Genomic DNA, 23,996 nt, shown 5'->3' with positions numbered 1-23,996 from the left:
CTGCTGCTCGCCAGAGCGCTGACCTAGCATCTGAGCATGACGGTCCTGCCTGCTGACGGGCTCTCCCTGGCCGCCGAGTTCCCTGACCCCTCCCATGATCAGTGGCAGAGCCTTGTCGAAGGCGTACTGCGCAAGTCTGGCAATGAGGTCACGGGCACGGCCGCCGAGGAAGCGCTGTCCACCGCGCTCGGGGACGGGCTCACCGCCCGCCCCCTGTACACCTCCGACGACGTATCAGCCGACCCCGGATTCCCCGGCTTTGCGCCCTTCACCCGAGGCAGCAAGGCCGCGGGCAGCATCGCGGGCGGCTGGGACGTACGGCAACGCCACGCGCTGACGGACCCCGTACGCCTGAACGAGGCCGTACTCGGCGACCTCGAGAACGGCGTCACCTCGCTGTGGCTGGCCGTGGGCGGGCCCGGCGGGGTTCCGGCCACCGGCCTCGCCCGTGCGCTCGAAGGCGTCTATCTCGACCTGGCGCCCGTATCGCTCGACGCCGGGAGCGACTTCGAGCCTGCGGTACGGGAGTTGCTGGCGCTCTACGAGGCGCGGGGCGTCGCGAAGTCCGCCGCGCGCGGCAGCCTCGGCGCGGATCCGCTCGGCCACGCGGCCCGTACCGGCGGCGAGCCGGACCTGACGGCCGCCGTCCACTGGGCGCGGCTGTGCGGCCGCGAGTACCCCGGGCTGCGCACGCTGGCCGTCGACGCACTGCCGTACCACGAGGCGGGCGGCTCGGCCGCCCAGGAGCTGGGGCTCTCGCTGGCGACGGGCGTCGCCTATCTGCGGGCGCTGACCGAGGCGGGAGCCTCCGTCGAAGAGGCGTGTGCGCAGCTGGAGTTCCGGTACGCGGCGACGGCCGACCAGTTCCTGACGATCGCGAAACTGCGGGCTGCGCGACGGTTGTGGGCCCGGGTCGCAGAGGTGTGCGGAAGCACCGCGGCGGGTGCGCAGCAGCAGCACGTCGTGACCTCGCCCGTGATGATGACCCGCCGCGATCCGTGGGTGAACATGCTGCGGACGACGCTCGCCTGCTTGGGCGCGGGGGTCGGCGGGGCCGACTCCGTCACCGTTCTGCCGTTCGATCACGCACTGGGTCTGCCGGACGCGTTCGCCCGGCGGATCGCCCGGAACACGTCGACGATCCTCATGGAGGAGTCGCATCTGGCCCGGGTCATCGATCCGGCGGGCGGTTCCTGGTACGTGGAGCGTCTGACCGATGAACTCGCCGCAGCGGCCTGGTCGTTCTTCCAGGAGGTCGAGCGGGCGGGCGGTCAGGCCGCCGCGCTGCGCTCCGGCATGGTCGAGGAGAGGCTCGCCGGTACCTGGGCCGCCCGCAGCAAGGACCTGGCCCGGCGCAAGGAACCGGTGACGGGCGTCAGCGAGTTCCCGACGCTCAGCGAGCGGCCCGTGGAGCGCGAGCCCCACCCCGCCCCCGCGTCGGGAGGACTGCCCAAGGTCCGCCGCGACGAGGCCTTCGAGGCCCTGCGGGCCCGGTCGGACCGCCACCTGGCCGCCACCGGTAGCCGCCCGAAGGTGTTCCTCGCCGCCCTGGGCCCGGCATCGGTGCACACGGCGCGGGCGTCCTTCGCAGCGAACCTCTTCGTCGCGGGCGGCATCGAACCCGTCCATGAGCCGGCTTCCGTGGAGGCCACCACCGCTGCCGGCGCCTTCGTCGCCAGCGGGGCGACGATCGCCTGCCTGTGCTCCTCCGACGCGCTCTACGCCGAGCAGGCCGACGCCGTCGCCGGGGCCCTCGCCTCGGCCGGAGCCCTGCAGGTCCTCCTCGCGGGCCGGCCCGGCGACTACCCGGCCGTCGACGGCCACGTGTTCGCGGGCTGCGATGTGGTCGCCGTCCTCTCCTCCGTACTCGACTGCATGGGAGTGGCGTGATGCAGACCACCGAGACCTCCGGGACCCCGGGTGCGGGAACACCTGTTCCGGACTTCTCCGATGTCCCCCTGGCCGCCGAAGCCCCCGCGGAGGTGTCCGCCGACCAGTGGCGCGCCGCGGTGAAGGAGTCGACCGGAACGTCCGAGGACGAGCTGCTCTGGGACACCCCCGAGGGCATCGCGGTCAAGCCGCTGTACACCGGGCAGGACCTGGAGGGTCTCGACTTCCTGGAGACCTATCCGGGCATCGCCCCGTACCTGCGCGGCCCGTACCCGACGATGTACGTCAACCAGCCCTGGACGATCCGGCAGTACGCGGGGTTCTCCACGGCCGAGGAGTCGAACGCCTTCTACCGGCGCAATCTGGCGGCCGGCCAGAAGGGTCTCTCGGTCGCGTTCGACCTGCCCACGCACCGCGGCTACGACAGCGACCATCCCCGGGTGACCGGTGACGTCGGCATGGCGGGCGTGGCGATCGACTCGATCTACGACATGCGCCAGCTCTTCGACGGCATTCCGCTGGACAAGATGTCGGTGTCGATGACGATGAACGGCGCGGTGCTGCCCGTGCTCGCGCTGTACATCGTGGCCGCGGAAGAACAGGGCGTGCCGCCCGAGAAGCTGGCCGGGACCATCCAGAACGACATCCTCAAGGAGTTCATGGTCCGCAACACCTACATCTATCCGCCCGGTCCCTCGATGCGGATCATCTCCGACATCTTCGCGTTCACCTCGCAGAAGATGCCGCGCTACAACTCCATCTCCATCTCCGGTTACCACATCCAGGAGGCGGGGGCGACGGCCGACCTGGAGCTGGCCTACACGCTGGCCGACGGTGTGGAGTACCTGCGGGCGGGACGCGACGCCGGCCTCGACGTGGACGCGTTCGCGCCGCGGCTGTCGTTCTTCTGGGCGATCGGCATGAACTTCTTCATGGAGATCGCCAAGCTGCGCGCGGCCCGGCTCCTGTGGGCCAAGCTGGTGAAGGAGTTCGAGCCCAAGAACTCCAAGTCGTTGTCGCTGCGCACCCATTCGCAGACATCCGGGTGGTCGCTGACCGCTCAGGACGTCTTCAACAACGTCACGCGGACGTGCGTGGAGGCGATGGCGGCCACCCAGGGCCACACCCAGTCGCTGCACACCAACGCCCTGGACGAGGCGCTCGCCCTGCCGACGGACTTCTCGGCCCGGATCGCGCGCAACACCCAGCTGCTGCTCCAGCAGGAGTCCGGCACCGGGCGGGTCATCGACCCGTGGGGCGGCAGCGCGTACGTGGAGAAGCTGACGTACGACCTGGCGCGGCGGGCCTGGCAGCACATCGAGGAAGTCGAGGCGGCCGGCGGCATGGCGAAGGCCATCGACGCGGGCATCCCTAAGCTCCGGATCGAGGAGGCCGCGGCCCGTACCCAGGCGCGGATCGACGCCGGGCGCCAGCCGGTCATCGGCGTCAACAAGTACCGGGTGGAGACCGACGAGAAGATCGACGTGCTCAAGGTCGACAACTCCTCGGTGCGCACGCAGCAGATCGAGAAGCTCCGGCGGCTGCGCGAGGAGCGGGACGAGGTGGCCTGCCAGGACGCCCTGCGGGCGCTGACGGCGGCGGCCGAGCGGGACCCGGGACCCGGCCTGGAGGGCAATCTGCTGGCGCTCGCGGTCGACGCGGCCCGTGCGATGGCCACGGTCGGCGAGATCTCGGACGCTCTGGAGAAGGTGTACGGGAGGCACGCGGGCCAGATCCGTACGATCTCCGGCGTGTACCGCAAAGAGGCAGGAGAGTCCCCGTCCGTGGACCGTACCCGCACCCTGGTCGACGATTTCGAGGAGGCCGAGGGACGACGTCCGCGCATCCTGGTCGCGAAGATGGGCCAGGACGGCCACGACCGCGGCCAGAAGGTGATCGCCACCGCCTTCGCCGACCTGGGCTTCGACGTCGACGTCGGCCCGCTGTTCCAGACGCCGGGCGAGGTCGCCCGGCAGGCGGTCGAGGCGGACGTGCACATCGTGGGCGTCTCGTCGCTGGCCGCCGGGCACCTCACGCTCGTACCCGCGCTTCGCGCGGAACTGGCGGCCGAGGGCCGGGAGGACATCATGATCGTGGTGGGTGGGGTGATTCCGCCGCAGGACATCGAGACGCTGCACGAGGCGGGCGCCGCCGCGGTGTTCCCGCCCGGCACCGTGATCCCGGACGCGGCCCACGACCTGGTCACGCGGCTCGGTGCCGCGCTCGGCCACGAGCTGTGAGCCGCTGACGGATGGCTCCGAACATCGACGTCGACGCATACGTCAAGGGCGTGCTCGACGGGAAGCGTGCGTTCGTGGCGCGCGCGATCACTCTCGTCGAGTCGACCCGCCCCGATCACCGGGTACTGGCGCAGCGCTTGCTGAGCGAGCTGCTGCCCCGTTCGGGGCGGGCCAGGCGCATCGGGATCAGCGGGGTTCCCGGCGTGGGGAAGTCCACGTTCATCGATGCGCTCGGCACGCTGCTGACGGGGCTCGGGCACCGGGTCGCCGTACTGGCCGTCGACCCCTCGTCCAGTCGTACGGGCGGTTCCATCCTGGGTGACAAGACCCGGATGGAACGGCTGGCGGTGGACGCCCGGGCGTTCGTGCGCCCGTCCCCCACCGCGGGGACGCTCGGCGGGGTGGCCAAGGCGACCCGTGAGTCCATCGTGGTGATGGAGGCGGCGGGCTACGACGTGGTCCTGGTGGAGACGGTCGGGGTCGGGCAGTCGGAGACCGCGGTCGCCAACATGGTCGACACGTTCCTGCTGCTCACCCTGGCCCGTACCGGCGACCAGCTGCAGGGCATCAAGAAGGGCGTCCTGGAACTGGCCGACGCCATCGCGGTCAACAAGGCCGACGGCCCGCACGAGCGCGACGCCCGCTCGGCGGCACGTGAACTGGCGGGCGCCCTGCGGCTGATGCACCCCGTGGACGCGGCGTGGACTCCTCCGGTGATGACCTGCAGCGCCCGGGAGTCGACGGGTCTGGACGAACTGTGGGAGCGGCTGGAGCAGCACCGTACGCTCCTGGACAGCACGGGTCGGCTCACCGCCAAGCGCCGCGAGCAGCAGGTGGACTGGACGTGGACGATGGTCCGCGACGAGCTGCTGGACAGCCTGCGTAGTCATGCGGCCGTGCGTGCGCTCACCCCTGAGCTCGAACAGCGCGTACGCGGGGGCGAGTTGACGGCCACCCTGGCCGCCGAGCAGATCCTCGGAGCGTTCCGCGGTGACGCGGTGACGCCGCCGGACACGGCCGGCGGAAAGAAACCGGAAGACAGCTGAGGCCCGTTCGCGCACAGTGGGTGCGGTGACCGCCGACACCGCATCCACGACCCGTTCCAGTGAGCTGCTGGGATTCGCGCCCGGTGCCCGGGTACTCATCGTCAACTGCGACGACTTCGGGATGTACCACGCGGTCAACTCCGCCGTGATCGCGTCGATCGAGAACGGCATCGCGGCCTCGTGCAGTCTCATGGTGCCCTGCCCGTGGGCGCTGCACGGCATGCGCCTGCTCCGGGAGCGGCCGGAGATCCCCTTCGGTATCCACCTCACGCTCGTCTGCGACACGACGGACTACCGCTGGGGGCCGCTGAGCGCGAAGGACAGGGTCCCCTCGCTGCTGGACGACGCGGGCGAGCTCTTCACGCCGGCGGGCATCCCCGAGCTGCTCGGCCGGGCCCGCCCGGACGAGGTCGAGCGCGAGTTCCGTGCTCAGATCGACGCCGTCATGGACGCCGGTCTCGAGCCGACCCATCTCGACTGGCACTGTCTGGCGGACGGCGGGCGCGAGGACATCCTCGATCTGACCGTGGCCCTGGCCGGGGAGTACGGTCTGGCCGTACGGATCTGGCTCGAGCCCGCCAGGCAGAAGATGCTGCAGCAGGGCCGGCCGGTCACTGATCACGACTTCCTGGACAGCTTCGCCCTGGACCTCGACGGCAAGGCGGACCGCTTCGCCGAGCTGTTGCGCTCCCTGCCGGCCGGGCTGAGCGAGTGGGCGGTGCATCCCGGGCTGGCCGACGAGGAGTCACGGGCCATCGACGGCGGCTGGCGGGTGCGCAGCACGGACCATGAATTCCTCACCTCGCCCGAGGCGCGCGAGATCCTTCGGCAGGAGGGCGTCGTGGTGACCGATTACCGCGCGGTGCAACGGGTCTGGTCCGGCTCGGGCGGCGTCAGGTAGCCGGGAGGTCTCCTTCCCTCTCCTCGACTTGCGTGCTACGGTGCGATTAGCACATGTGTACGCCCCAAATCGGGCGCCGGTGCTGTTTCCTCTCATTTCTGCTGTTGTGCCCGTCCTCCAGTGACCGGCGATCCAGCTTCTCCGCACCACTTCTTCTGTCCGGTCCGGGCTGTTCTGCCCGTCACACGGGGCGTGATTCCGCCGCCTCCGCTTCGCCGGACTTCTCACTCGCCTTGTCCGCGAAAGGACCCACCCATGACCAGCACACTCGAACGCCCCGTCACGCAGCAGAATCAGCCCGTCCGCACCGCAGGTGTCCTCGACACCACGGACAACGGACACGGCGTACTGCGCACCGACGGCGGCCATCCCTCCCCCGGCGACATCAGGGTGTCGCCGACACTCATCCGGCAGTACGGGCTGCGCAAGGGCGACGTCGTCGCCGGAACCTGCGAAGGGCCGCGGGTCCTGTCCCGGATCGACTCGGTCAACGGCCGTGCCGCACAGGACCTTCGGGGCCGGCCGCACTTCCGCGACCTCACTCCGCTCCACCCCCAGGAGCGGCTGCGCCTGGAGACACCACGCGGCGGACCCGCCACGCGTGTCGTCGACCTCGTCTCCCCGGTCGGCAAGGGACAGCGCGGCCTCATCGTCGCGCCTCCGAGGACCGGCAAGACCGTTCTCCTGCAGCAGCTCGCCGCAGCCGTCGCCACCAACCACCCGGAATGCCATCTGATGGTCGTCCTCCTGGACGAACGCCCCGAGGAGGTCACGGACATGCGCCGCTCCGTACGCGGCGAGGTGTACGCCTCCACGTTCGACCGGCCCGCGAAGGAGCACATCGCGCTCGCCGACCTCGCCGTCGAACGGGCCAAGCGGCTCGTCGAGCAGGGCCGGGACGTCGTGATCCTCCTCGACTCCCTGACCCGGCTGTGCCGGGCCCACAACAACGCCGCCGGGGCGGGCGGACGCACCCTCAGCGGGGGCGTCGACGCCTCCGCCCTCATCGGCCCGAAGAAGCTGTTCGGGGCGGCACGCCTGGCCGAGGAGGGCGGTTCGCTGACCATCCTGGCGACCGCACTGGTGGACACCGGATCCCGCGCCGACGACTACTTCTTCGAAGAACTGAAGAGCACCGGCAACATGGAACTGCGTCTGGACCGCCGGCTGGCCGACAGGCGGGTCTTCCCCGCCGTCGACATCACGCTGTCCGGCACCCGCCGCGAGGAGCTCCTGGTGCCCGCCGCGGAACTGGCCGCCGTACGGGGACTGCGCCGCGCCCTGCAGTCCAGGAACGGACAGGCCACTCTGGAGGTCCTGCTGGAGAAGGTCCGCACGACCCCGGACAACGCCACGTTCCTCCGGCAGGTCCAGCACACCGTTCCCACCGTGTAGCAGCCCCGCTCACGACGGTCCGGGCACGGCGCGCCCGCCCCGGATCAGCCCGTGCCGCCCAGCGCCTCGGCGACCAGGGTGCGCGCCTCGTCCTGGACCCTGGCCAGGTGTCCGGCGCCCTGGAAGCTCTCCGCGTACACCTTGTACACGTCCTCCGTTCCGGAGGGACGGGCCGCGAACCAGGCACTGGCCGTGCAGACCTTCAGGCCGCCGATGGCCGCGCCGTTGCCCGGCGCCTCGGTGAGTACGGCGGTGATGGGCTCACCCGCCAGGGTGTCCGCCGTGACCTGGTCCGGGGAGAGTCCTGCCAGTACCGCCTTCTCCTCACGCGTCGCCGGAGCGTCGATCCTGGCGTAGGCCGGGTCGCCGAAACGGGCGGTGAGCTCGCCGTAGTGCTGGGAGGGAGTGGAACCCGTGACGGCGGTGATCTCCGAAGCCAGCAGGGCGAGCAGGATGCCGTCCTTGTCGGTGGTCCACACCCGGCCGTCGCGGCGCAGGAAGGACGCACCGGCGGACTCCTCGCCCCCGAAACCCAGGGTGCCGTCGAACAGTCCGTCGACGAACCACTTGAATCCCACCGGCACTTCCACCAACGGGCGCCCGAGGTCCGCCGCCACCCGGTCGATCATGGAGGAGGAGACGAGGGTCTTGCCGATGCCCGTGCCGGCGGGCCAGCCGTCGCGGTGGGAGTAGAGGTAGCGGATGGCCACGGCCAGGTAGTGGTTGGGGTTCATCAGCCCGCCGTCGGGGGTGACGATGCCGTGCCGGTCGGCGTCCGCGTCGTTTCCGGTGGATACGGTGAACGCGTCGCGCCGCTCGATCAGGGACGCCATGGCGTACGGCGAGGAGCAGTCCATCCGGATCTTTCCGTCCCAGTCCAGCGTCATGAAGCGCCAGGTGGGGTCGGCGAGCGGGTTGACCACGGTGAGATCGAGCCGGTGGCGTTCGGCGATCCGGCCCCAGTAGGCGACCGAGGCGCCGCCGAGCGGGTCGGCACCGATCCGGATGCCCGCGTCGCGTACCGCGTCCAGATCCAGGACGGCCGGGAGGTCGTCGACGTACCCGGTGAGGAAGTCGTGCCTCCCCGTGGTGTCTGCGGCGAGCGCCCGGGCGTACGGGATCCGCCGGACCTCCTTCAGCCCGCCCTCGATCAGGGTGTTGGCGCGGTCCTGGATCCAGGAGGTGGCGTCCGAGCCGGCCGGCCCGCCGTGCGGCGGGTTGTACTTGTAGCCGCCGTCGGCCGGCGGGTTGTGCGACGGGGTGACCACGATGCCGTCGGCGAGACCGCTGCCACGGTCCTGGTTGTAGGTCAGGATGGCGTGCGACACGGCCGGGGTGGGGGTGTAGCCGTCGTCGCTGTCGATCAGTACGGTGGCCCCGTTGGCGGCCAGCACCTCCAGGGCGGTCACCCGCGCCGGTTCGGACAGCGCATGGGTGTCGGCGCCGAGGAACAGCGGCCCGTCGGTGCCCTGCCGGGTCCGGTAGTCGCAGATCGCCTGGGTCGTGGCGGCGATGTGGTCCTCGTTGAAGGATGCCGCCAGGGCCGATCCCCGGTGCCCGGAGGTGCCGAACGCGACGCGCTGGCCGGGTTCGGCCGGGTCGGGGTGGACCGTGTAGTAGGCGGTCACCAGACGCGCCACGTCCACCAGGTCTCCGGGCTGCGCCGGCTGACCGGCCCGTTCGTGAGCCATCGGTTCTCCTCTGTCGTCGTCGGTGCGTCCACGGACCGGACCACCGTCACGGGGCGGACGATCATCACGAGTTGTACCCGATACTGCCCCTTCGGCCGCACGCACGGGTACCCGCGGCCCGACAGCAGTAGATCCGGAGCACGGTCCCCGCCCGGGGTCGTTCGTGACGATTGGCCGGTTCCCGCGCAGGACACGGCGGAACGGGCAGGGGCCCGGAAGCCCGCCGCAGTGGCGTGCACCGAGGGCCGCAATTCGCTTCGCACAACTCGGCATCGGGTCGCGGCACCCAGGATCCCGCGGATTCCGGTATCCCGAATTCATCGACGCGTCGGCGACATCCCCGATCGGCCGAACGCAAGAGGAATACACACGGCATTCACATCATGGGGCATCGCCCCGAAGAGCAGAAGATGCTGGACTCTGACACGCCGCAGGATTCAGTGATCCGGCGTCAGCACCCCTGACCGGAGCCAATCCGCATCGCCCGGTGCGCGAGTCATGCGCGTTTTCGCACAGACTGTCTGTCACAGTGCATTTCGGTTTTACCCACTAATCTCTGCCGCCATATTCCTTTCCGCCGGTACCTACTCGAACCGGCTTGTCGGGGGCATGTGAGAAGAGAGCCGTGCGTGCTGCAGAAAAGTTGCACCGAGGAAAGACAACTGACGGTCCTTCATCTGGTCCAGCCGGTGGAGGGGGGCGTCGCACGGGTCGTGACCGACCTCGTCGCCGCGCAGGTCCGGGCAGGGCTGCGGCCCGTCGTGGCCTGCCCGCCGGGCGGTTCGCTGGCGTCCGGGGCGGCCGTGGCGGGGGCCCGGGTGTGTGCCTGGCCGGCCGAGCGTGCCCCGGGGCCGGGGCTGGGCCGGGAGGTCCTCACGGCGAGCCGTCTGATCAGCGCGTACGCACCCGACGTGATCCATGCCCACAGCGCGAAAGCCGGTCTCGCGGGCCGGCTGGCCGTCCGGGGCAGGGTGCCGACGGTGTTCCAGCCCCACGCCTGGTCCTTCGATGCCGTCGAGGGCCGGACCGCCCGGCTGGCCCTGAAGTGGGAGCGGTTCGGGGCACGGTGGAGCGATCGCATCCTCTGCGTCAGCGAATCCGAACGCCGCGCGGGCGAGCGCGCGGGCGTCGCCGCCCACTGGTCCGTGATCCACAACGGCATCGACCTCGGCCACTTCCGGCCGGCCGGCCGGGAGGCCGCGCTTGCGGCCCGCGCCGCCCTGCCGCTCCCGGAGACCGTCCCCGCCGGTGCTCCCCTGGTCGTGTGCGTCGGGCGGCTGAGCCGGCAGAAGGGCCAGGACGTGCTCCTGCGGGCCTGGCGGCGGATGCGGGTACCGGGGGCGCGGCTCGTCCTGGTCGGTGACGGACCGTGCGGTGACGAACTGCGGCGCGCCGCACCTCCGGGTGTGCTGTTCGCGGGAGCGAGCCGGGACGTACGGCCGTGGATCCACGCGGCGGACGTCCTGGTCCTGCCTTCGCGGTGGGAAGGGATGGCACTGGCCCCGCTCGAGGCGATGGCCTGCGGCACCCCCGTCCTGATGTCCGATGTCAACGGCGCCCGGGAGAGCCTGCCGCCCGGCCACGAATCCCACTGTCTTGTGCCGCCCGAGGACCCTGCAGCCCTCGCGACGGCCCTGACCGCTCTGCTGACCGACCCGCCGCTGCGGAAGGAGCTGGGCAGCACGGCGCAGAGACATACCCGGTCGGTCTTCGATGTGAGGAAGACCGCCGGGGCGGTTCTGAGCCTTTACCAGGAACTTGTCGGCCTGTCCCACCCCACGACGAGGAAGCGCACCGAGCAATGACGACGGAGAGTGCACCTGTCCCCCGAGCCGCCCAGGCAACAGCCGTGCGTCGTACGGCTTCCACCGTCCGCCCACCGCGCGACGGTACCGGGCGCGCGCAGCCCCTGCGGACCACCCGGAGCCTCAGGAGGTGGGGGTCCCCGTCGGGGCTCGTCGCCGCCGACGGCCTCGCGCTGGCTCTCGCCCTGGCGTTGGTTGCCCCCCTGCCGTGGCCTCCGGGGGTCTTCGTCCTCCAGGCCGTGGCCCAGGTGCTGCTGCACGCCCACCGGGGCCTGTACCGGATCGGGCTGTCCCCGTCCGTTCTGACGGAGCTGCCCGCGCTGCTCGGTCTTTCGCTGGTCCAGTGGTACGTGACGGCCGAGGCACTGACCGCGTACAACCCTCGTTACGACATCGGCTGGACCGCGCTGGCCTGCGCGGTCGCCGCGCAGACGCTGCTGAGCTGCGGTGCGCGCACCGCGGTCCACCGCACCCGGCTGCGGTCGGCTGCCCGCAGCCCCCAGTCGGCCCTCGTCGTGGGCGACGGTCGGGTCGCCGACCGGGTCACCGCCGTCCTGCAGGAGCACCCGGAGTACGGGCTGCGGCCCGTGGGCCGGGTGTGGTCCGACGTTCCGTCGGCCGATGTCCTCGGGGCCGGCGCGACGTCCGGCGGAGCTCAGCTCCCCGTCCTCACGACCGCGCAGGACGTCGGCCGGGCGGTCATCCAGAACTCCGTGCGGCACGCCGTCTTCACGGTTCCGCCCGAGTCGGCACCCGGCGGGGCGGCGTTGTTCGGGCAGTTCGTCCGGCAGGGCTGCCGGGTGTGGCTGATCACCGAGCAGGGGACGATCGCCCCCTGCCGGACCGCGTCCAGACCGGACCATGTGTGGGGGTTCGCGGCCCACGCGCTGGACGACGGCCGGCACCGGCCGGCCGGCCACCGGGTCAAGCGGGCGATGGACGCCGTCCTGGCCATGGTCGCCCTGACTGCGGCGGCCCCCCTGCTGGCCGCGTGCGCACTGGCCGTACGCGTCTGTGACGGCCCCGGAGTCGTCTTCAGGCAGGAGCGCATCGGACGGGACGGACGGCCGTTCGTCCTGCTGAAGTTCCGCACCCTGCGCCCGGCCGACGCCCATGAGTCCGCCACCCGGTGGAACGTGTCGGGCGACGAGGGCATGAGCCGCGTCGGCAGGACGCTGCGCCGGACGTCCCTCGACGAGTTGCCGCAGCTGTGGAACGTGGTGCGCGGCGACATGAGTCTGGTCGGGCCCCGCCCCGAACGCCCCTACTTCGTGGAGCACTTCAGCCGTATCCACCCCGGCTACCGGGCGCGTCACCGCATGCCCGTCGGCATCACGGGGCTGGCCCAGGTGCACGGCCTGCGCGGCGACACCTCGATCGAGGACCGTGTCCGCTTCGACAACCGGTACATCGGGACCTGGTCGCTCTGGCAGGACGTGTGCGTCCTCGCGCGGACCGCGGGGTCGGTCTTCCGCCTCGGAGGCAGCTGAACCGTGACTCTCACCGTGACCGCCGCGCCGGCGGTACCCGCCGTCCGGTCCGGCCCGGCGCCCCCGGCCGTACGCCGGTGGACGACCGCATGGCCGCTGCTGCCCCTGATCGCGACGGTGCTGCTCCTGGCCGTACCGGCCGACGGCTCGGGGCCCGGGACCGTGTACGGCGTTCCGCCGGCCGACCTCGTCTCGGGCGTCGCGGTGCTCGTCTGTCTGGGGCGCCTGCTGTTCCTGCGGATGCGCCCTCTCACCCCGGCCGCGGCCGTCGTCCTGGGCCTCCCGGCCGTGGGCCTGGCGGTGGCCACGGTCACCGCGGCGGACCCGGTGGCGGCGCTCCCCGGATTCGTCCGGTACCTGCAGATCTTCGTGCTCGTACCGGCCGCCGTCTTCATCCTGGTCCAGGACGCCAGGGGCTTCCGGACCATCACGGGCACGCTGGGGCTCCTCGCGCTCGTCCAGGGCGCGACCGGGGTGTACCAATACGCCACCGGGTCCGGCGCCTCGTACATGGGTGAGGACATCCGCGCCGTCGGTACGTTCGGGCCCAGCGACGTGATGGGCATGGCGACGGTGGTCGCCTACGGGCTGCTCGCAGCCGTCGCGTATGCGCTGGGCACCCGCGCCGGTGGGCCCAGGTGGCTGCGCCCCGGTGCCTTCTGTGCCGCCGCCCTCCTGGTCGTTCCGCTCACCCTGTCGTTCAGCAGGGGGGCCTGGATCGCGACGGTCGCGGGTGCCCTGGCCGTGATCGCGCTGACCGGGCTGCGACAGGCCGTGCGCGCGCTGGCCGTGGTGTGCGCGGCCGGAGTCGTACTCGTCGGCGGTTTCGGCGTCGGGTCCGAGATGATCTCGCAGCGGCTCACCAGCATCACCGAGGTGACGCGCGCCCCCGACCGGTCGGTCAACGACCGGTACACCATGTGGGCGGCCGCCGCTGGCATGTGGCGCGAGCAGCCCATGACCGGCGTCGGTCTCAAGGGCTTCCCCGCGCACCGCGACGGGCACGCCTCGATCGGCCTCTCGTCGGGCAGTGACACCGCGGGCGCCGGGCAGGACTTCCGCAAGCAGCCGCTGCTGTCCCCCCACAACATGTATCTGCTCGTGCTGAGCGAGCAGGGCCTCATCGGCCTCACCGCCCTGGCGGGCACCTGGGTCGTGATCCTGGCCGGCGGGGTGCGCAGACTGGTCCTCGCCCGGGCCCGGGGGGCGGCGGCCGTCGACTGCGGTCTCGCGGCGGTGGGGCTGATGACCTGGCAGACCGTCGACTTCCTGTACGCGGACATCGGCGGACCCTCCACCGTCCTCACGGGAATCGTGCTCGGACTGGCAGCGTGGTGGGCGCTGGCCGAGCCGGAGAGGGCGACCGTCGCGTGAGCCGGGTCTCCGCGGCGACGGCCGAGAAGGCGAAGGACTCGGGGACGTCCGCGCCCGGAGCTCCGGCGGGGCCGGGACGGTTCCTCGCCCGGGCGGCCGCCGGTGCCGCCGGGCTGACCGTGATCGCCTCCCTGCTGGGGCTCGTACGGGACCAGGCCATCGCCCGGCTCTTCGGCGCGAGCCATGCCAGCGACGCGTTCCTGATCGCCTGGACCGTGCCCGAGATGGCGGCCACGCTGCTCATCGAGGACGGGATGGCCCTGCTGCTCGTCCCCGCCTTCAGCCATGCGCTGGCCCGGCGCGCCGCCGCCGGATCCGCTGCGGACGGACTCGTGGACGATCCCGTGCGGGCGCTCGTCGCGGACACCTTCCCCCGGCTGTTCGCCTCGCTGACCGGTACGGGCGCCCTGCTGGTCCTGGGCGCTCCATGGGTCGTCAAGATTCTGGCGCCCGGTCTGAGCGATCCCGGACTCGCCGTGGAATGCACCCGTCTGACAGCGGTCACGGTGCTCACCTTCGGCGTCACCGGGTACTTCAGCGCGGCCCTGCGGGCGCACGGGCGCTTCCTGGCCCCGGCCGGGGTCTACATCGCGTACAACATCGGCATCATCGGTATGACGCTCGCGCTGCACTCCGTCTGGGGCGTGCGCGCCGCGGCGGCCGGTGTGGCCGTCGGCAGTGTGCTGATGATCCTGACCCAGCTGCCCACGTTCGCACGGCTGCTGCGGCGGCGGGTGCCACGCGCCGACGGGCCTCGCCCGGGGCGGGAGGGCCTCTCTCCGCTCCTGGGCGCCACGGTCCTCGCGCCCGTCGTGCTGTTCGTGGTGGGCCGTCAGTCGCAGGTGTTCGTCGAGCGGTTCCTCGCCTCGTCCCTGTCCGACGGGGCCATCTCGCATCTCAACTACGCGCAGAAGGTCGCGCAGCTCCCGATGGTGCTGTCCATGATGATCTGCACGGTGACCTTCCCGGTCGTCGCCCGGGCGATGGCGGCCGGGGACCGGGAAGGCGCCCGCCGACGGGTCGAACGTGATCTCGCACTGGCCGGGACGGTGGTCCTGCTGGGCACGTCGATGGTGCTCGGTTACGCGCACCAGATCGTCGAAGTGCTCTTCCAGCGAGGCGCTTTCGACGCACAGGACACTGCGGCCACTGCCGGGGTGATGCGGATCTACGCACTCGGGCTGCTCGGCCACACCCTGGTCGGAACGCTGTGCAGGCCGTTCTTCTCCGCGGGAAAGCCCACCTGGTACCCCGTCTGCGCCATGGGCGCCGGACTGCTGGTCACCACGGGGGCCGGTCTGGCCCTGGCCGGCCCGTTCGGCGTGAACGGCATCGCGGCGGCGAACGCCGTCGGCATCAGCACGGCCGCGCTGCTGCTCCTCCTGGGCCTGGGCTCGCGCGCGGTCGCCATCCGGGTCCGTTCCGTCGTCGTCTCCCTCGGCCGGCCTGCGGCCGCGGCAGCGGTTGCCGGGGCAGCGGGATGGGCGGCAGCCCCCGCGATCGGCCATCCGGCGCTCAGCCTGGCAGCAGGCTGTGTCCTCGTCCCGGCGGCCTTCCTTCTCACCGGACTTGCCCTCAGAGCTCCCGAAGTCGTTCATCTGCTGGCTCTCACCCGACAGAGGTTCCTTCATGGCCGCTGACACATCGGCACACGCCGCCTCCCTGTCCGTTCTCCGACCCCAGCCGTGGATTCTCACCTACCACTCGGTGAGCGACCCCACGGACGATCCGTACGGCATCACCGTCTCCGCCGACCGCCTGGACCAGCAGCTGACCTGGCTGCGCCGTCGCCACCTCACCGGCGTGGGGGTCGGGGCGCTGCTGCGCGCACACGCCGTCGGCCGACGCGGGCTGGTCGGGCTGACGTTCGACGACGGGTACGCCGACTTCCTCGACGAAGCGCTCCCGGTCCTGCTCGGGCACGGCTTCACGGCGACGGTGTTCGTCCTGCCAGGCCGGACGGGCGGATCCAACGCGTGGGATCCGCTCGGCCCCCGGAAGCCCTTGCTGTCCGAGGACGGCATCCGTGCCGTCGCGGACGCGGGGCTGGAAGTCGGCTCGCACGGCATGCGCCACCTGGATCTGACGACCCTCTCCGACGAGGAACTGCGCCTGGAGACGCACGGCAGCAGGGAGGCGATCCGCACCATCACCGGGACCGCTCCGGCAGGCTTCTGCTACCCGTACGGCACGGCCGACCGGCGGGTGCTGGCGTCGGTCCGGGACGCGGGGTACGGCTACGGCTGCGCGCTCGGACCCGGTGCCCTCATCGGACCGCTGGCCCTGCCCCGTACGCACATCAGCCACGCAGACCGGGGCGCCCGCCTGCGCGCGAAGGAACTGCGGCACCGGCTGCGCCACCGGCCCGGCGCCGCCCCTGCCCCCGCGCCCGTCCCCACCGGAGGGCCCCGATGAAGGCCCTGCACATCATCACGGGCCTCGGGGTCGGCGGCGCGGAGCAGCAGCTGCGTCTGCTGCTCCGTCATCTGCCGGTGCCCTGCGACGTCGTGACGCTCACCAACCCCGGCCCGGTCGCCGAAGGACTGCGCGCCGACGGCGTCCGCGTCGGGCACCTGGGCATGAACGGCAACCGCGACCTCACCGCTGTGCCCAGGCTGGCCCGGCTCATCCGCCGCGGCGCGTACGACATCGTGCACACCCATCTGTACCGGGCCTGCGTCTACGGGCGGATCGCGGCCCGGCTCGCCGGGACCACGCGTGCCACGATCGCCACCGAGCACTCGCTGGGGCATGCGGAAATCGAAGGGCGGCCGCTCACCCGCGGCACCCGGGCCCTGTACCTGCGCACCGAGCGCCTCGGGGCGGCGACGGTCGCCGTCTCCCCCACCATCGCCGGCCGCCTGCTGGACTGGGGTGTGCCGGCCGCGAGGATCCACACCGTGCCCAATGGAATCGACGCGGCCCGGTTCCGCTTCGACAGCGGCCGGCGCCGGGCGACCCGGGCGCTGCTCGGTATCCCGGACGACGCGTTCGTGGTGGGGGGCGTCGGCAGACTCGTACCCGGAAAACGCTTCGACGTACTGATCCGTGCCGTCGCGGCGCTCCCGGACGCCTGGCTCGTACTGGCCGGGGACGGCCCCGAAGCCGGTTCGCTGCGCGCCCTGGCGACCCGGCTCCGGATCGCAGGGCGGGTCCGCTTCCTCGGCGAGTGCGACACGGACGGTGGCACGGCGGGCCCCGGGATCCCCGCCGTGCTCTCGGCCATGGACACCTTCGTCTCGGCGTCCCGCGAGGAGACGTTCGGGCTGGCAGCCGTCGAGGCACTGGCCGCCGGGCTTCCCGTCGTGCACAGCGCCTGTCCCGCCATCGAGGACCTCCCGGCCGGCCGGGCACCGGGCGCCACCCGTATCGGCGTCGCCGGGTCCCACTCCACTCCCGCCGATCTCACGCACGAGCTGACGGCCGCCCTGCGCCACCGGATGGAGAGCTGCGCCCGAAGACTGCCGCCGCCCCCGGCCGTGGACCAGTACGACATCAGGCAAAGCAGCGAGCGCCTCATGGACGTCTACGCACACGCCCTCGACACCGCCCCTTCGACCTGGAGAGCACACTCATGACCGAGTCGCCCGAGCAGCAGCCGGCCGCCCGCGGACGGTTCCGCGGACTCCGCCCCAAGTCCGCGCCGCCCCACTGGTGGCCCCTGCCCACCTGCATCCTGCTCGGAACGGCAGCCGGGCTCTCCTACGGTCTGCTCGCCCCGACCGAGTACGCGTCGACCAGTTACGCCATGGTGGCGGCCGACAAGGGCATCGATCCGGCGGCAGCGCTCGGCTACGCCCAGTCGTACGGCCGCCTGGCCACGAGCGAGGCGACCCTGGTCTACGCACGCGGCGCCGCGGGCGAGCCGGTACGGGAGCTGCGCACCCACGTGCGCGCCGAGACCTCCCCCGACTCGCCCATGATCGCGATCACCGGAACGTCCGAGAACCGGCGACGGGCCGCTGACATCGCCAACGCGGTCACCGAGGCCGTGGTGGTCAGCAGCGGTCATGTCGCCAAGGACACCGGGGTGAAACTCCTCAAGTTCTCGCACGCCGTACCGTCGGCGGAACCGGTGTCCCCCTCGGTGCCCCTCGGCACGGCTGTGGGTGCGAGTGCGGGCGGGCTGATCGGCGGCCTGGTCCTCCTCGTACGGCCCCGCCCGGGACACCGGGGTGTCCCCGCCCAGGTGCCGGCTCCCGCCCAGGCGGGCGGTCCGTTCCCGACCGACGAACGGGAGCTCGTGCGATGACCGTTGACCTCGACGGGCGCCTCGCCGTCACACTCTGCCGCGACCTGGCGGAGTTCGCCGGACTCGCCGGGGAATGGGACGCCCTGCATCGCCGCTGCTCGACCGCCACCCCGTTCCAGAGCCATGCCTGGCTGCACTCGTGGTGGCTGTCCTACGGAGCACCGGGCAGGCTCCGCGTCGTACTTGCCCGGCGGAACGGGCGGCTGATCGGTGCCGCTCCCCTGATGCTCGTACACCGCCCGATGCCCCTGCTGGTGCCCATGGGCGGCGCGATCTCCGACTTCTTCGACATCCTCGTGGACGACGAGGAGGCGAAGGGTGCGGTCATGGCCCTGGAGCGCGGGCTCGAACGGGCCGCCGTCCACACGGTGATCGATCTGCGGGAGGTGCGGCCCGACGCCTCGGCCCAGCTGCTGTACGAGAACTGGTCCGGCGCCAGGTGCAGGCTCACGGACTCGACCTGCATGGAACTCCCCGCCGAGCCCATCGGCGCTCTCCTTTCACGGATGCCCGGCTCGCGCGCCCAACGCGCCCGGTCCAAGCTGCGCAAGCTGGACGCTCTGCGGATCGAGTGCCGCCCCGCACCCGAGCACCGCGTGGCGGACGCGGTCGCCACGCTGGTGCGGCTGCACGAACGCCAGTGGCGCGGCCGGGGGATCAACCCGGAGCACCTGCGGCCGCGCTTCTCCGCGCATCTGGTGCGTGCGACCCGCCGGATGGTCCGCGACGGCGACGCGTCGCTGACGGAGTTCGTGCTCGACGGGGAGGTGGTGGCCGCCGACCTGTCGCTCAGGTCCGCACACCTGGCCGGCGCCTATCTGTACGGAGCCGATCCGGGGCTCCGGGACAGGAAGGTGGACGTGTCGACGATGCTGCTGCGCGAGGCGGCACAGCAGGCGGCGGACACGGGGCGCAGCGTGCTGAGTCTGCTGCGCGGCTCGGAGCAGTACAAGAACAGCTGGGAACCCGTTCCGGTCGTCAACCAGCGCCTGCTGCTCGCCCGCTCCGCTCTGGAACCGCTGCTCCGGTTGCGCGAGTCGCAGGTGGTGGCGCGGGACAGGGCCGCGGAAGCGGTGAAGAGCCGTTTTCCCGCCGCACGTGACTGGCACAGCAGGCTGAGCGCGCTGCCTGCCGGAGGCCTCTCCGCCATCGGCCGGAGGTAACCGCGGATTACGACTTTTGATCCGATCCGTTACCGTCTGTCGATTTTCGCGTTGTCAGGGCATGCCGGCGCACGTTCTGCAGCCGGTTTCGACCCTCTCAAGGAGAACAGATGTCGCGCATCTCGAAGGTAGCCGCTGTCATGGCTGGTACCGGTGCCCTGATCGCCGGCGGTGCCGGCCTGGCTACCGCCGACGCCGGAGCGGAGGCCCTCGCCGCCCACTCTCCCGGTGTCGGTTCGGGCAACGCCATTCAGGTGCCCGTTCACATCCCGGTCAACGTCTGCGGCAACACCGTGAACATCATCGCGCTGCTCAACCCGGCCTTCGGCAACACGTGCGCGAACGTGTCGGACAAGCACGAGGACAAGCACGAGGACAAGGGTGACTACGGCTACGGCCACTGATCCCCACGCCGTACGTCACCGGGCCGCTCCTCCCCACCGGGAGGGGCGGCCCGGCCGTTTCCGCGGCCGGCGGCGGGATCCCGCCACTCAGACGTAGCGGTACAGGCGGGTGTGATCCAGGAGCTTCGCGGGCGCCACGTCCCAGGGGGGCATCGGCTCGTCGAGGGCGAAGACCCGGTCGTGCTGCGGATCGCCGGCCGGGAGTCCGCGGCCCGGCAGGTAGCGGGAGCGCGGGTGCGCCTTCTGCCAGCGTGTCCAGAGCAGATCCATATAGGCGTGGTGCAGCCAGAAGACCGGGTCGTCGGGCGACGCGGCACCCCCCATGGAGCCGCCGATCCAGCGGTGCACCTGGTTGTGGTTGGCCACCCCTCGTCCGCCTCTGATCCCCCAGCCCTCGATCCTGTTCCGGAAGCCGGTGGTGCTGACGCTGTTCCATGGCGCGGCGTCGTAGACCGGGTCGCGCAGCGCGCGGTCCACATCGGCCTTGCCGGGCAGGGTGACGGGCGCGGAGGGGCGGCCGAAGTTCCGGCGCAGGAAGGGGTCGTCGGTGACTCCCGCGCTGATGCGCCAGTTTCCCTCCCGGTACGCGAACGGCCCTGTCATGACCTGCCGGTCGCCGGACCTGCCGTTGCCGCCGAGGAAGTCCTCCGCCCAGAGGGAGGACGCCGGCGTGTTGTCCCGCGTCCAGTCCCAGTAGGGGATCGATACCCCCGGGTCGACGGCTTGCAGGGCCTGCTCGAACTCCAGCAGGTACCTGCGGTGCCACGGGAAGAAGGACGGGGTCATATGAGCGGGCCGTGGCCGGCTCTCGGCGTCGGTGACGTAGAACTCCCGGTGCAGGTCGACGAACTCGTCGTACCGTCCCGAGCGCTTGAGCTCCAGGATCGCACCGACCAGGCGCTTCTTCTCCGTGCGTGTGAGGTTGCGCTGATTCTTGCGGCTGTACACCCGTGCTCGTCCTTCGTGGTTCAGATGGTGTGCGGGGAGGCCTCGGCCAGTTGCGCGGTGCCGATCTCGTCGACAGCCGCGCGGGCCGTCTCGAGCAGCGTCGGGAACGACTCGTAGTGGTTGACCGTGCTGAGGTAGCTGCCGTCGGCGCGCCTCATCACATGCAGCGTTCTGCCGTCGATGCTCACCTGCGTGTCGGCGATCGCGGACAGGGCCCCGGCCCGGCCGGTGGCCGCTCCACCGCCGGCGGGCACCATGACCGCTGCCGTCCCGCGGATGTCACGGCCCCGGTACATCTCGGCGAACCGCTCGGGCCCGGCAGGGCGCCCTCGCCCGATCGTGGCGGTCCCCGTGGCAAGGGTCCGTTCCTGCGCGGTGCCGGCCCGGTTCTCCCGGCCCGTCACGACAATCGGAGCGAGCGCGCCGCCCGTCCCGGCGACCACGCTCGCCGTGAAGGCGGCGCGCAGCACGACGCGGCGGCCCGGGCTCTTCCGGCCTGACCGCGTGCCGCTCGTGCCGGTGGTCGGATTCATCATCTGTTCCCTTCCTCTCGTCCACTCTTCCGAGGTGTCGTCTCTCTCGAAGTTGACAACGAGGCGGCGCGTGAACGGTTCTCGTCGTGCGCGAATCACGCGACCGTGGGAATTTTCCGGTCCGTACGGCCGTGTCGCCCGGGCGGCAGCGCGCGGCGGGCCAGCATGGCCGTTCGAGCTCACGGAGGTTGCATGGACGCGCCGACGCAGGTACCCACGAACCGCGTGCGCAGGACGGCGGACGTCGATCTGGCCGACCCGTCGTTCTGGCGGTTGCCCCGGCCCGAGCGGCTGTCCGCGTTCGCGCTGCTGCGGGAGCTCGACTCACCGGTCCTGTTCAGTCCTCGCACGGGCTCGCACGCGCCGTTCCACGCACTGGTGAGGCACGCGGATGTGAAGGCGGCGAGCCGGCAGCCGCACCTCTTCGCGAGCGCGCCCGGTGTCACCACGCCGGAGCCGGCCCGCTGGGCCAAAGCGGTGTTCGGCAATTCCATGGTCAACATGGACGGCGCCGAGCACGCGGGTCTGCGCAGGACCATCTCCCGCGCGTTCACCCCGCGGCTGCTCGCGGCCGCCGAGGAGAACATCCACGACGTCGCGCGGCGGCTGGTGGACGAGATGATCGCCGACGGCCCCGGCGACTTCATGCCTTCGGCTCCCTCCCGTATGCCGTTCGAGGTCATCTGCGACCTGATGGGAATCCCGGGCCCCCACCGCGCCGGGATCGCCGCCCGGATCGATCAGGCGTCGGAGTACGTGGGCGTGAAGCGCCGGGGCCGCGCCCGGCTGCGGGTACCCGGCCGCGGTCTGCGGTCCCTGGGCCGTATGCAGATGGTGATGGCCGAACTCGCGGCCGAACGCCGTCGCCGGCCCGCCGACGACATGATCTCGGCTCTGGTGCGCGCGGACGTCGACGGACAGGCACTGTCCTCGCGTCAGCTCGGCGCCTTCTTCTCCCTCTTGCTGGTCGCGGGGGTGGAGACCACACGTAACGCGATCGCCCACGGCCTGCTGCTGCTGACCGCGCACCCGGAGCAGCGCGCTCTCCTCGAGTCCGACTTCGACCGGTACGCCGACGGCGCGGTGGACGAGATCGTCCGGCACTCGACGCCGATCATCCAGTTCCGCCGGACGGTCGCGGCCGAGGCCACGCTCGGCGGGCGCACCTTTCTTCCCGGCGAGAAGGTCATGCTTCTCTACGCTTCGGCGAACCGGGACGCCTCGGTATTCACCGACCCCGACGCCTTCGACATCACCCGCAATCCCAATCCACATCTGGGCTACGGCGGGGGCGGGCCCCATCACTGTCTGGGAGCACATCTGGCGCGGCTGGAAATGAAGGTGCTCTTCCGTGAAATGCTCACGCGGCTCGGGAACGTGCGGGCGACGGGCGAACCGGTGCTTGTCGATTCGAATTTCGACAACCGTGTCCGGGCGCTTCCCTTCACCTTCGACACCTGTCACCCGAATGGTCCGGTCTGATTCTCCGGATGTCGCGAATGGCCTACCCAAAAGCGCCCACACAGCCCATTGTCGGGCGTTTCTCCCTAGGGTCGAGATCGTCTTAGGTATGCCGAAAACCCAAGGAGGAGCCGTGCCCGCACAGCGCCGTCTCATCAATTTCTGCATCGGGACGGCTGTGCTCGGCCTCCTCGTCGGCGGCGCGGTCGTCACGGAGCGGACCGGTTCGGACTCCGAGGCCGGGAAGGGCTCCTCACCTGGCCCCTCCGCGTCTGCCGACACCACAGCGATCGGCGCCTACCTGAACTACGGACCGGACGGCATCCGGCGGATGGCGGAGCTGTCGCGCTGGCTCGGCGGGACCGAGCTGCGTGTCGGGCACAGCTACCTGCCGGGCGACCTGTGGGAGAACATCGAGGGCCGCCCCGGATTCCTCGCGGCGTGGAGTGCCTGGCGGCGTGCGTCCGAGGACCGGATGTTCGTCCTCAACACACCGATGCTGGAACGGAATGAGGCGCAGGTCCCGGACTCCGAGGTGCGTCGGCTCCTGCGGGCGGGTGCCCGGGGAGAGTTCGACGAGCACTTCCGCAAGCTGGCCGACCGGCTCGTCCTGCTGGGCATCCCGGACACGGTGATCGTCCTCGGCTGGGAGATGAACGGCACCACGTACACACACCGCTGCGGTCCGGATCCCGTCGCGTGGAAGGCGTACTGGAATCGCATCGTCACCACGATGCGTTCGGTCCCGGGCCAGAAGTTCCGCTTCGACTTCGCACCGAGCCGTGGGCGCGACGCCGTCCCCTGGACCGAGTGCTATCCCGGCGACGACGTCGTCGACATCATCGGCATGGACTCCTACGACCAGCCTCCGGCCCGGACGTTCGACGAGCAGGTCGACGAACCGTACGGGCTGCAGAAGCAGGTCGACTTCGCGGCGGAGCGCGGCAAGCCCATCTCCTATCCGGAGTGGGGGCTGTTCCGCAACGGCGACAACCCGGAGTACATGCGCCGCATGCTGAAGTGGATCGAGCAGCACAAGCCGGTGTACCAGACGATCACGGACTACTGCCCGCACGGCGTGTGGCAGTGCTCCCAGAACCCCGAGTCGTCCCGGGTGTACCGAGAGATGCTGATCCGGAAGCCGGGGACCGCCGATCCCACCTCGCCCGCGCCCACGCCGAGCGGGACGCCCAAGCCCCACAAGCCCGCACCGACCGTGCCCACACCGGACACGAACGGAACCGACTGGTGCATCAGCATTCCGCTGAGCGACTGGTTCGGCCGGTGGGTGACGGACCGGAAGTTCTGTCTGAGCGACTGAGTGCCGCCCCGGAGTCCGCGGCTCGTCCCGGCAGTCACAAGTCTGTTGCCGCCGGGACGAGCCGGGCACGTTCCGGCTCGGG

Annotated in this window: 19 protein-coding genes; 16 read left to right on the top strand and 3 right to left on the bottom strand. The window is 71.3% G+C overall.

Annotation, left to right across the window (positions count from 1 at the left end; all coding sequences use genetic code 11):
• Positions 1–36 precede the first annotated feature (36 nt).
• The 5 genes from ACFW9O_RS13110 (at position 37) to rho (ending at position 7,472) form a co-directional block, all read left to right on the top strand.
• The gene (locus tag ACFW9O_RS13110; RefSeq protein WP_384608436.1) at positions 37–1,890 is read left to right on the top strand and encodes a methylmalonyl-CoA mutase family protein; all 1,854 of its coding nucleotides are present in this window, start codon (positions 37–39) and stop codon (positions 1,888–1,890) included.
• Positions 1,890–4,130, top strand: coding sequence for a methylmalonyl-CoA mutase (gene scpA, locus ACFW9O_RS13105; RefSeq protein ID WP_351175501.1), 2,241 nt, complete (start codon positions 1,890–1,892; stop codon positions 4,128–4,130). Before ACFW9O_RS13110 ends, scpA begins: the two co-directional genes overlap by 1 nt.
• Before the next feature lie 11 nt (positions 4,131–4,141).
• Positions 4,142–5,176: a methylmalonyl Co-A mutase-associated GTPase MeaB gene (meaB, locus tag ACFW9O_RS13100; protein WP_384608433.1), complete on the top strand. Its 1,035-nt coding sequence runs from the start codon at positions 4,142–4,144 to the stop codon at positions 5,174–5,176.
• A gap of 25 nt (positions 5,177–5,201) precedes the next feature.
• Positions 5,202–6,077, top strand: coding sequence for a polysaccharide deacetylase family protein (locus tag ACFW9O_RS13095; RefSeq protein WP_384608430.1), 876 nt, complete (start codon positions 5,202–5,204; stop codon positions 6,075–6,077).
• Positions 6,078–6,332: 255 nt separating this feature from the next.
• Positions 6,333–7,472 (top strand): transcription termination factor Rho, encoded by a 1,140-nt coding sequence (gene rho / locus ACFW9O_RS13090; protein WP_384608429.1) that lies wholly within the window; start codon positions 6,333–6,335, stop codon positions 7,470–7,472.
• A 44-nt stretch (positions 7,473–7,516) separates the two neighbouring features.
• On the opposite strand, the gene pgm is transcribed toward rho, so the two are convergent.
• Entirely contained in the window at positions 7,517–9,163 is a 1,647-nt protein-coding gene (gene pgm, locus ACFW9O_RS13085; RefSeq protein WP_384608426.1) for a phosphoglucomutase (alpha-D-glucose-1,6-bisphosphate-dependent), read from the bottom strand.
• Between the two features lie 629 nt (positions 9,164–9,792).
• On the opposite strand from pgm, the gene ACFW9O_RS13080 reads away from it, so the two are divergent.
• The 9 genes from ACFW9O_RS13080 to ACFW9O_RS13040 all read left to right on the top strand — a co-directional run bounded on the left by ACFW9O_RS13080 (position 9,793) and on the right by ACFW9O_RS13040 (position 19,651).
• Positions 9,793–10,968 carry a glycosyltransferase family 4 protein gene (locus tag ACFW9O_RS13080; RefSeq protein ID WP_384608423.1) on the top strand — a complete coding sequence of 392 codons (1,176 nt, stop codon included), beginning with the start codon at positions 9,793–9,795 and terminating at the stop codon, positions 10,966–10,968.
• Complete coding sequence (locus ACFW9O_RS13075; protein WP_384608420.1) at positions 10,965–12,458, top strand: exopolysaccharide biosynthesis polyprenyl glycosylphosphotransferase; 1,494 nt, start codon at positions 10,965–10,967, stop codon at positions 12,456–12,458. The genes ACFW9O_RS13080 and ACFW9O_RS13075 overlap by 4 nt, the downstream gene beginning before the upstream one ends.
• A gap of 3 nt (positions 12,459–12,461) precedes the next feature.
• Complete coding sequence (locus tag ACFW9O_RS13070; protein ID WP_384608416.1) at positions 12,462–13,832, top strand: O-antigen ligase family protein; 1,371 nt, start codon at positions 12,462–12,464, stop codon at positions 13,830–13,832.
• Entirely contained in the window at positions 13,829–15,472 is a 1,644-nt protein-coding gene (locus ACFW9O_RS13065; RefSeq protein ID WP_384608414.1) for a lipid II flippase MurJ, read from the top strand. Before ACFW9O_RS13070 ends, ACFW9O_RS13065 begins: the two co-directional genes overlap by 4 nt.
• Positions 15,462–16,247: a polysaccharide deacetylase family protein gene (locus tag ACFW9O_RS13060; RefSeq protein WP_384608411.1), complete on the top strand. Its 786-nt coding sequence runs from the start codon at positions 15,462–15,464 to the stop codon at positions 16,245–16,247. The genes ACFW9O_RS13065 and ACFW9O_RS13060 overlap by 11 nt, the downstream gene beginning before the upstream one ends.
• Positions 16,244–17,410: a glycosyltransferase gene (locus tag ACFW9O_RS13055; protein ID WP_384608408.1), complete on the top strand. Its 1,167-nt coding sequence runs from the start codon at positions 16,244–16,246 to the stop codon at positions 17,408–17,410. The genes ACFW9O_RS13060 and ACFW9O_RS13055 overlap by 4 nt, the downstream gene beginning before the upstream one ends.
• Entirely contained in the window at positions 17,407–18,084 is a 678-nt protein-coding gene (locus tag ACFW9O_RS13050; protein ID WP_384608405.1) for a YveK family protein, read from the top strand. The genes ACFW9O_RS13055 and ACFW9O_RS13050 overlap by 4 nt, the downstream gene beginning before the upstream one ends.
• Positions 18,081–19,247, top strand: coding sequence for a GNAT family N-acetyltransferase (locus ACFW9O_RS13045; protein ID WP_384608403.1), 1,167 nt, complete (start codon positions 18,081–18,083; stop codon positions 19,245–19,247). The genes ACFW9O_RS13050 and ACFW9O_RS13045 overlap by 4 nt, the downstream gene beginning before the upstream one ends.
• Before the next feature lie 110 nt (positions 19,248–19,357).
• Positions 19,358–19,651, top strand: a complete 294-nt coding sequence (locus ACFW9O_RS13040) for a chaplin (protein WP_351175478.1) — start codon at positions 19,358–19,360, stop codon at positions 19,649–19,651.
• Between the two features lie 87 nt (positions 19,652–19,738).
• On the opposite strand, the gene ACFW9O_RS13035 is transcribed toward ACFW9O_RS13040, so the two are convergent.
• Together ACFW9O_RS13035 and ACFW9O_RS13030 are read right to left on the bottom strand one after the other, a co-directional pair.
• On the bottom strand, positions 19,739–20,599 hold the full coding sequence (locus tag ACFW9O_RS13035) for a tyrosinase family protein (protein WP_384608399.1): 861 nt from the start codon (positions 20,597–20,599) through the stop codon (positions 19,739–19,741).
• 20 nt (positions 20,600–20,619) lie between these two features.
• Positions 20,620–21,132, bottom strand: coding sequence for a tyrosinase family oxidase copper chaperone (locus ACFW9O_RS13030; RefSeq protein WP_384608909.1), 513 nt, complete (start codon positions 21,130–21,132; stop codon positions 20,620–20,622).
• Between the two features lie 192 nt (positions 21,133–21,324).
• On the opposite strand from ACFW9O_RS13030, the gene ACFW9O_RS13025 reads away from it, so the two are divergent.
• Both ACFW9O_RS13025 and ACFW9O_RS13020 read left to right on the top strand, forming a co-directional pair.
• On the top strand, positions 21,325–22,614 hold the full coding sequence (locus tag ACFW9O_RS13025; protein ID WP_384608396.1) for a cytochrome P450: 1,290 nt from the start codon (positions 21,325–21,327) through the stop codon (positions 22,612–22,614).
• A 112-nt stretch (positions 22,615–22,726) separates the two neighbouring features.
• On the top strand, positions 22,727–23,914 hold the full coding sequence (locus ACFW9O_RS13020) for a glycoside hydrolase family 26 protein (RefSeq protein ID WP_384608393.1): 1,188 nt from the start codon (positions 22,727–22,729) through the stop codon (positions 23,912–23,914).
• Positions 23,915–23,996: the final 82 nt, after the last annotated feature.

Origin of the sequence: Streptomyces sp. NPDC059499, assembly GCF_042749285.1 — a bacterium.
In the GTDB taxonomy this organism is placed as follows: Bacteria; Actinomycetota; Actinomycetes; order Streptomycetales; family Streptomycetaceae; genus Streptomyces.
This window is presented reverse-complemented; position numbering and strand designations above follow the sequence as displayed.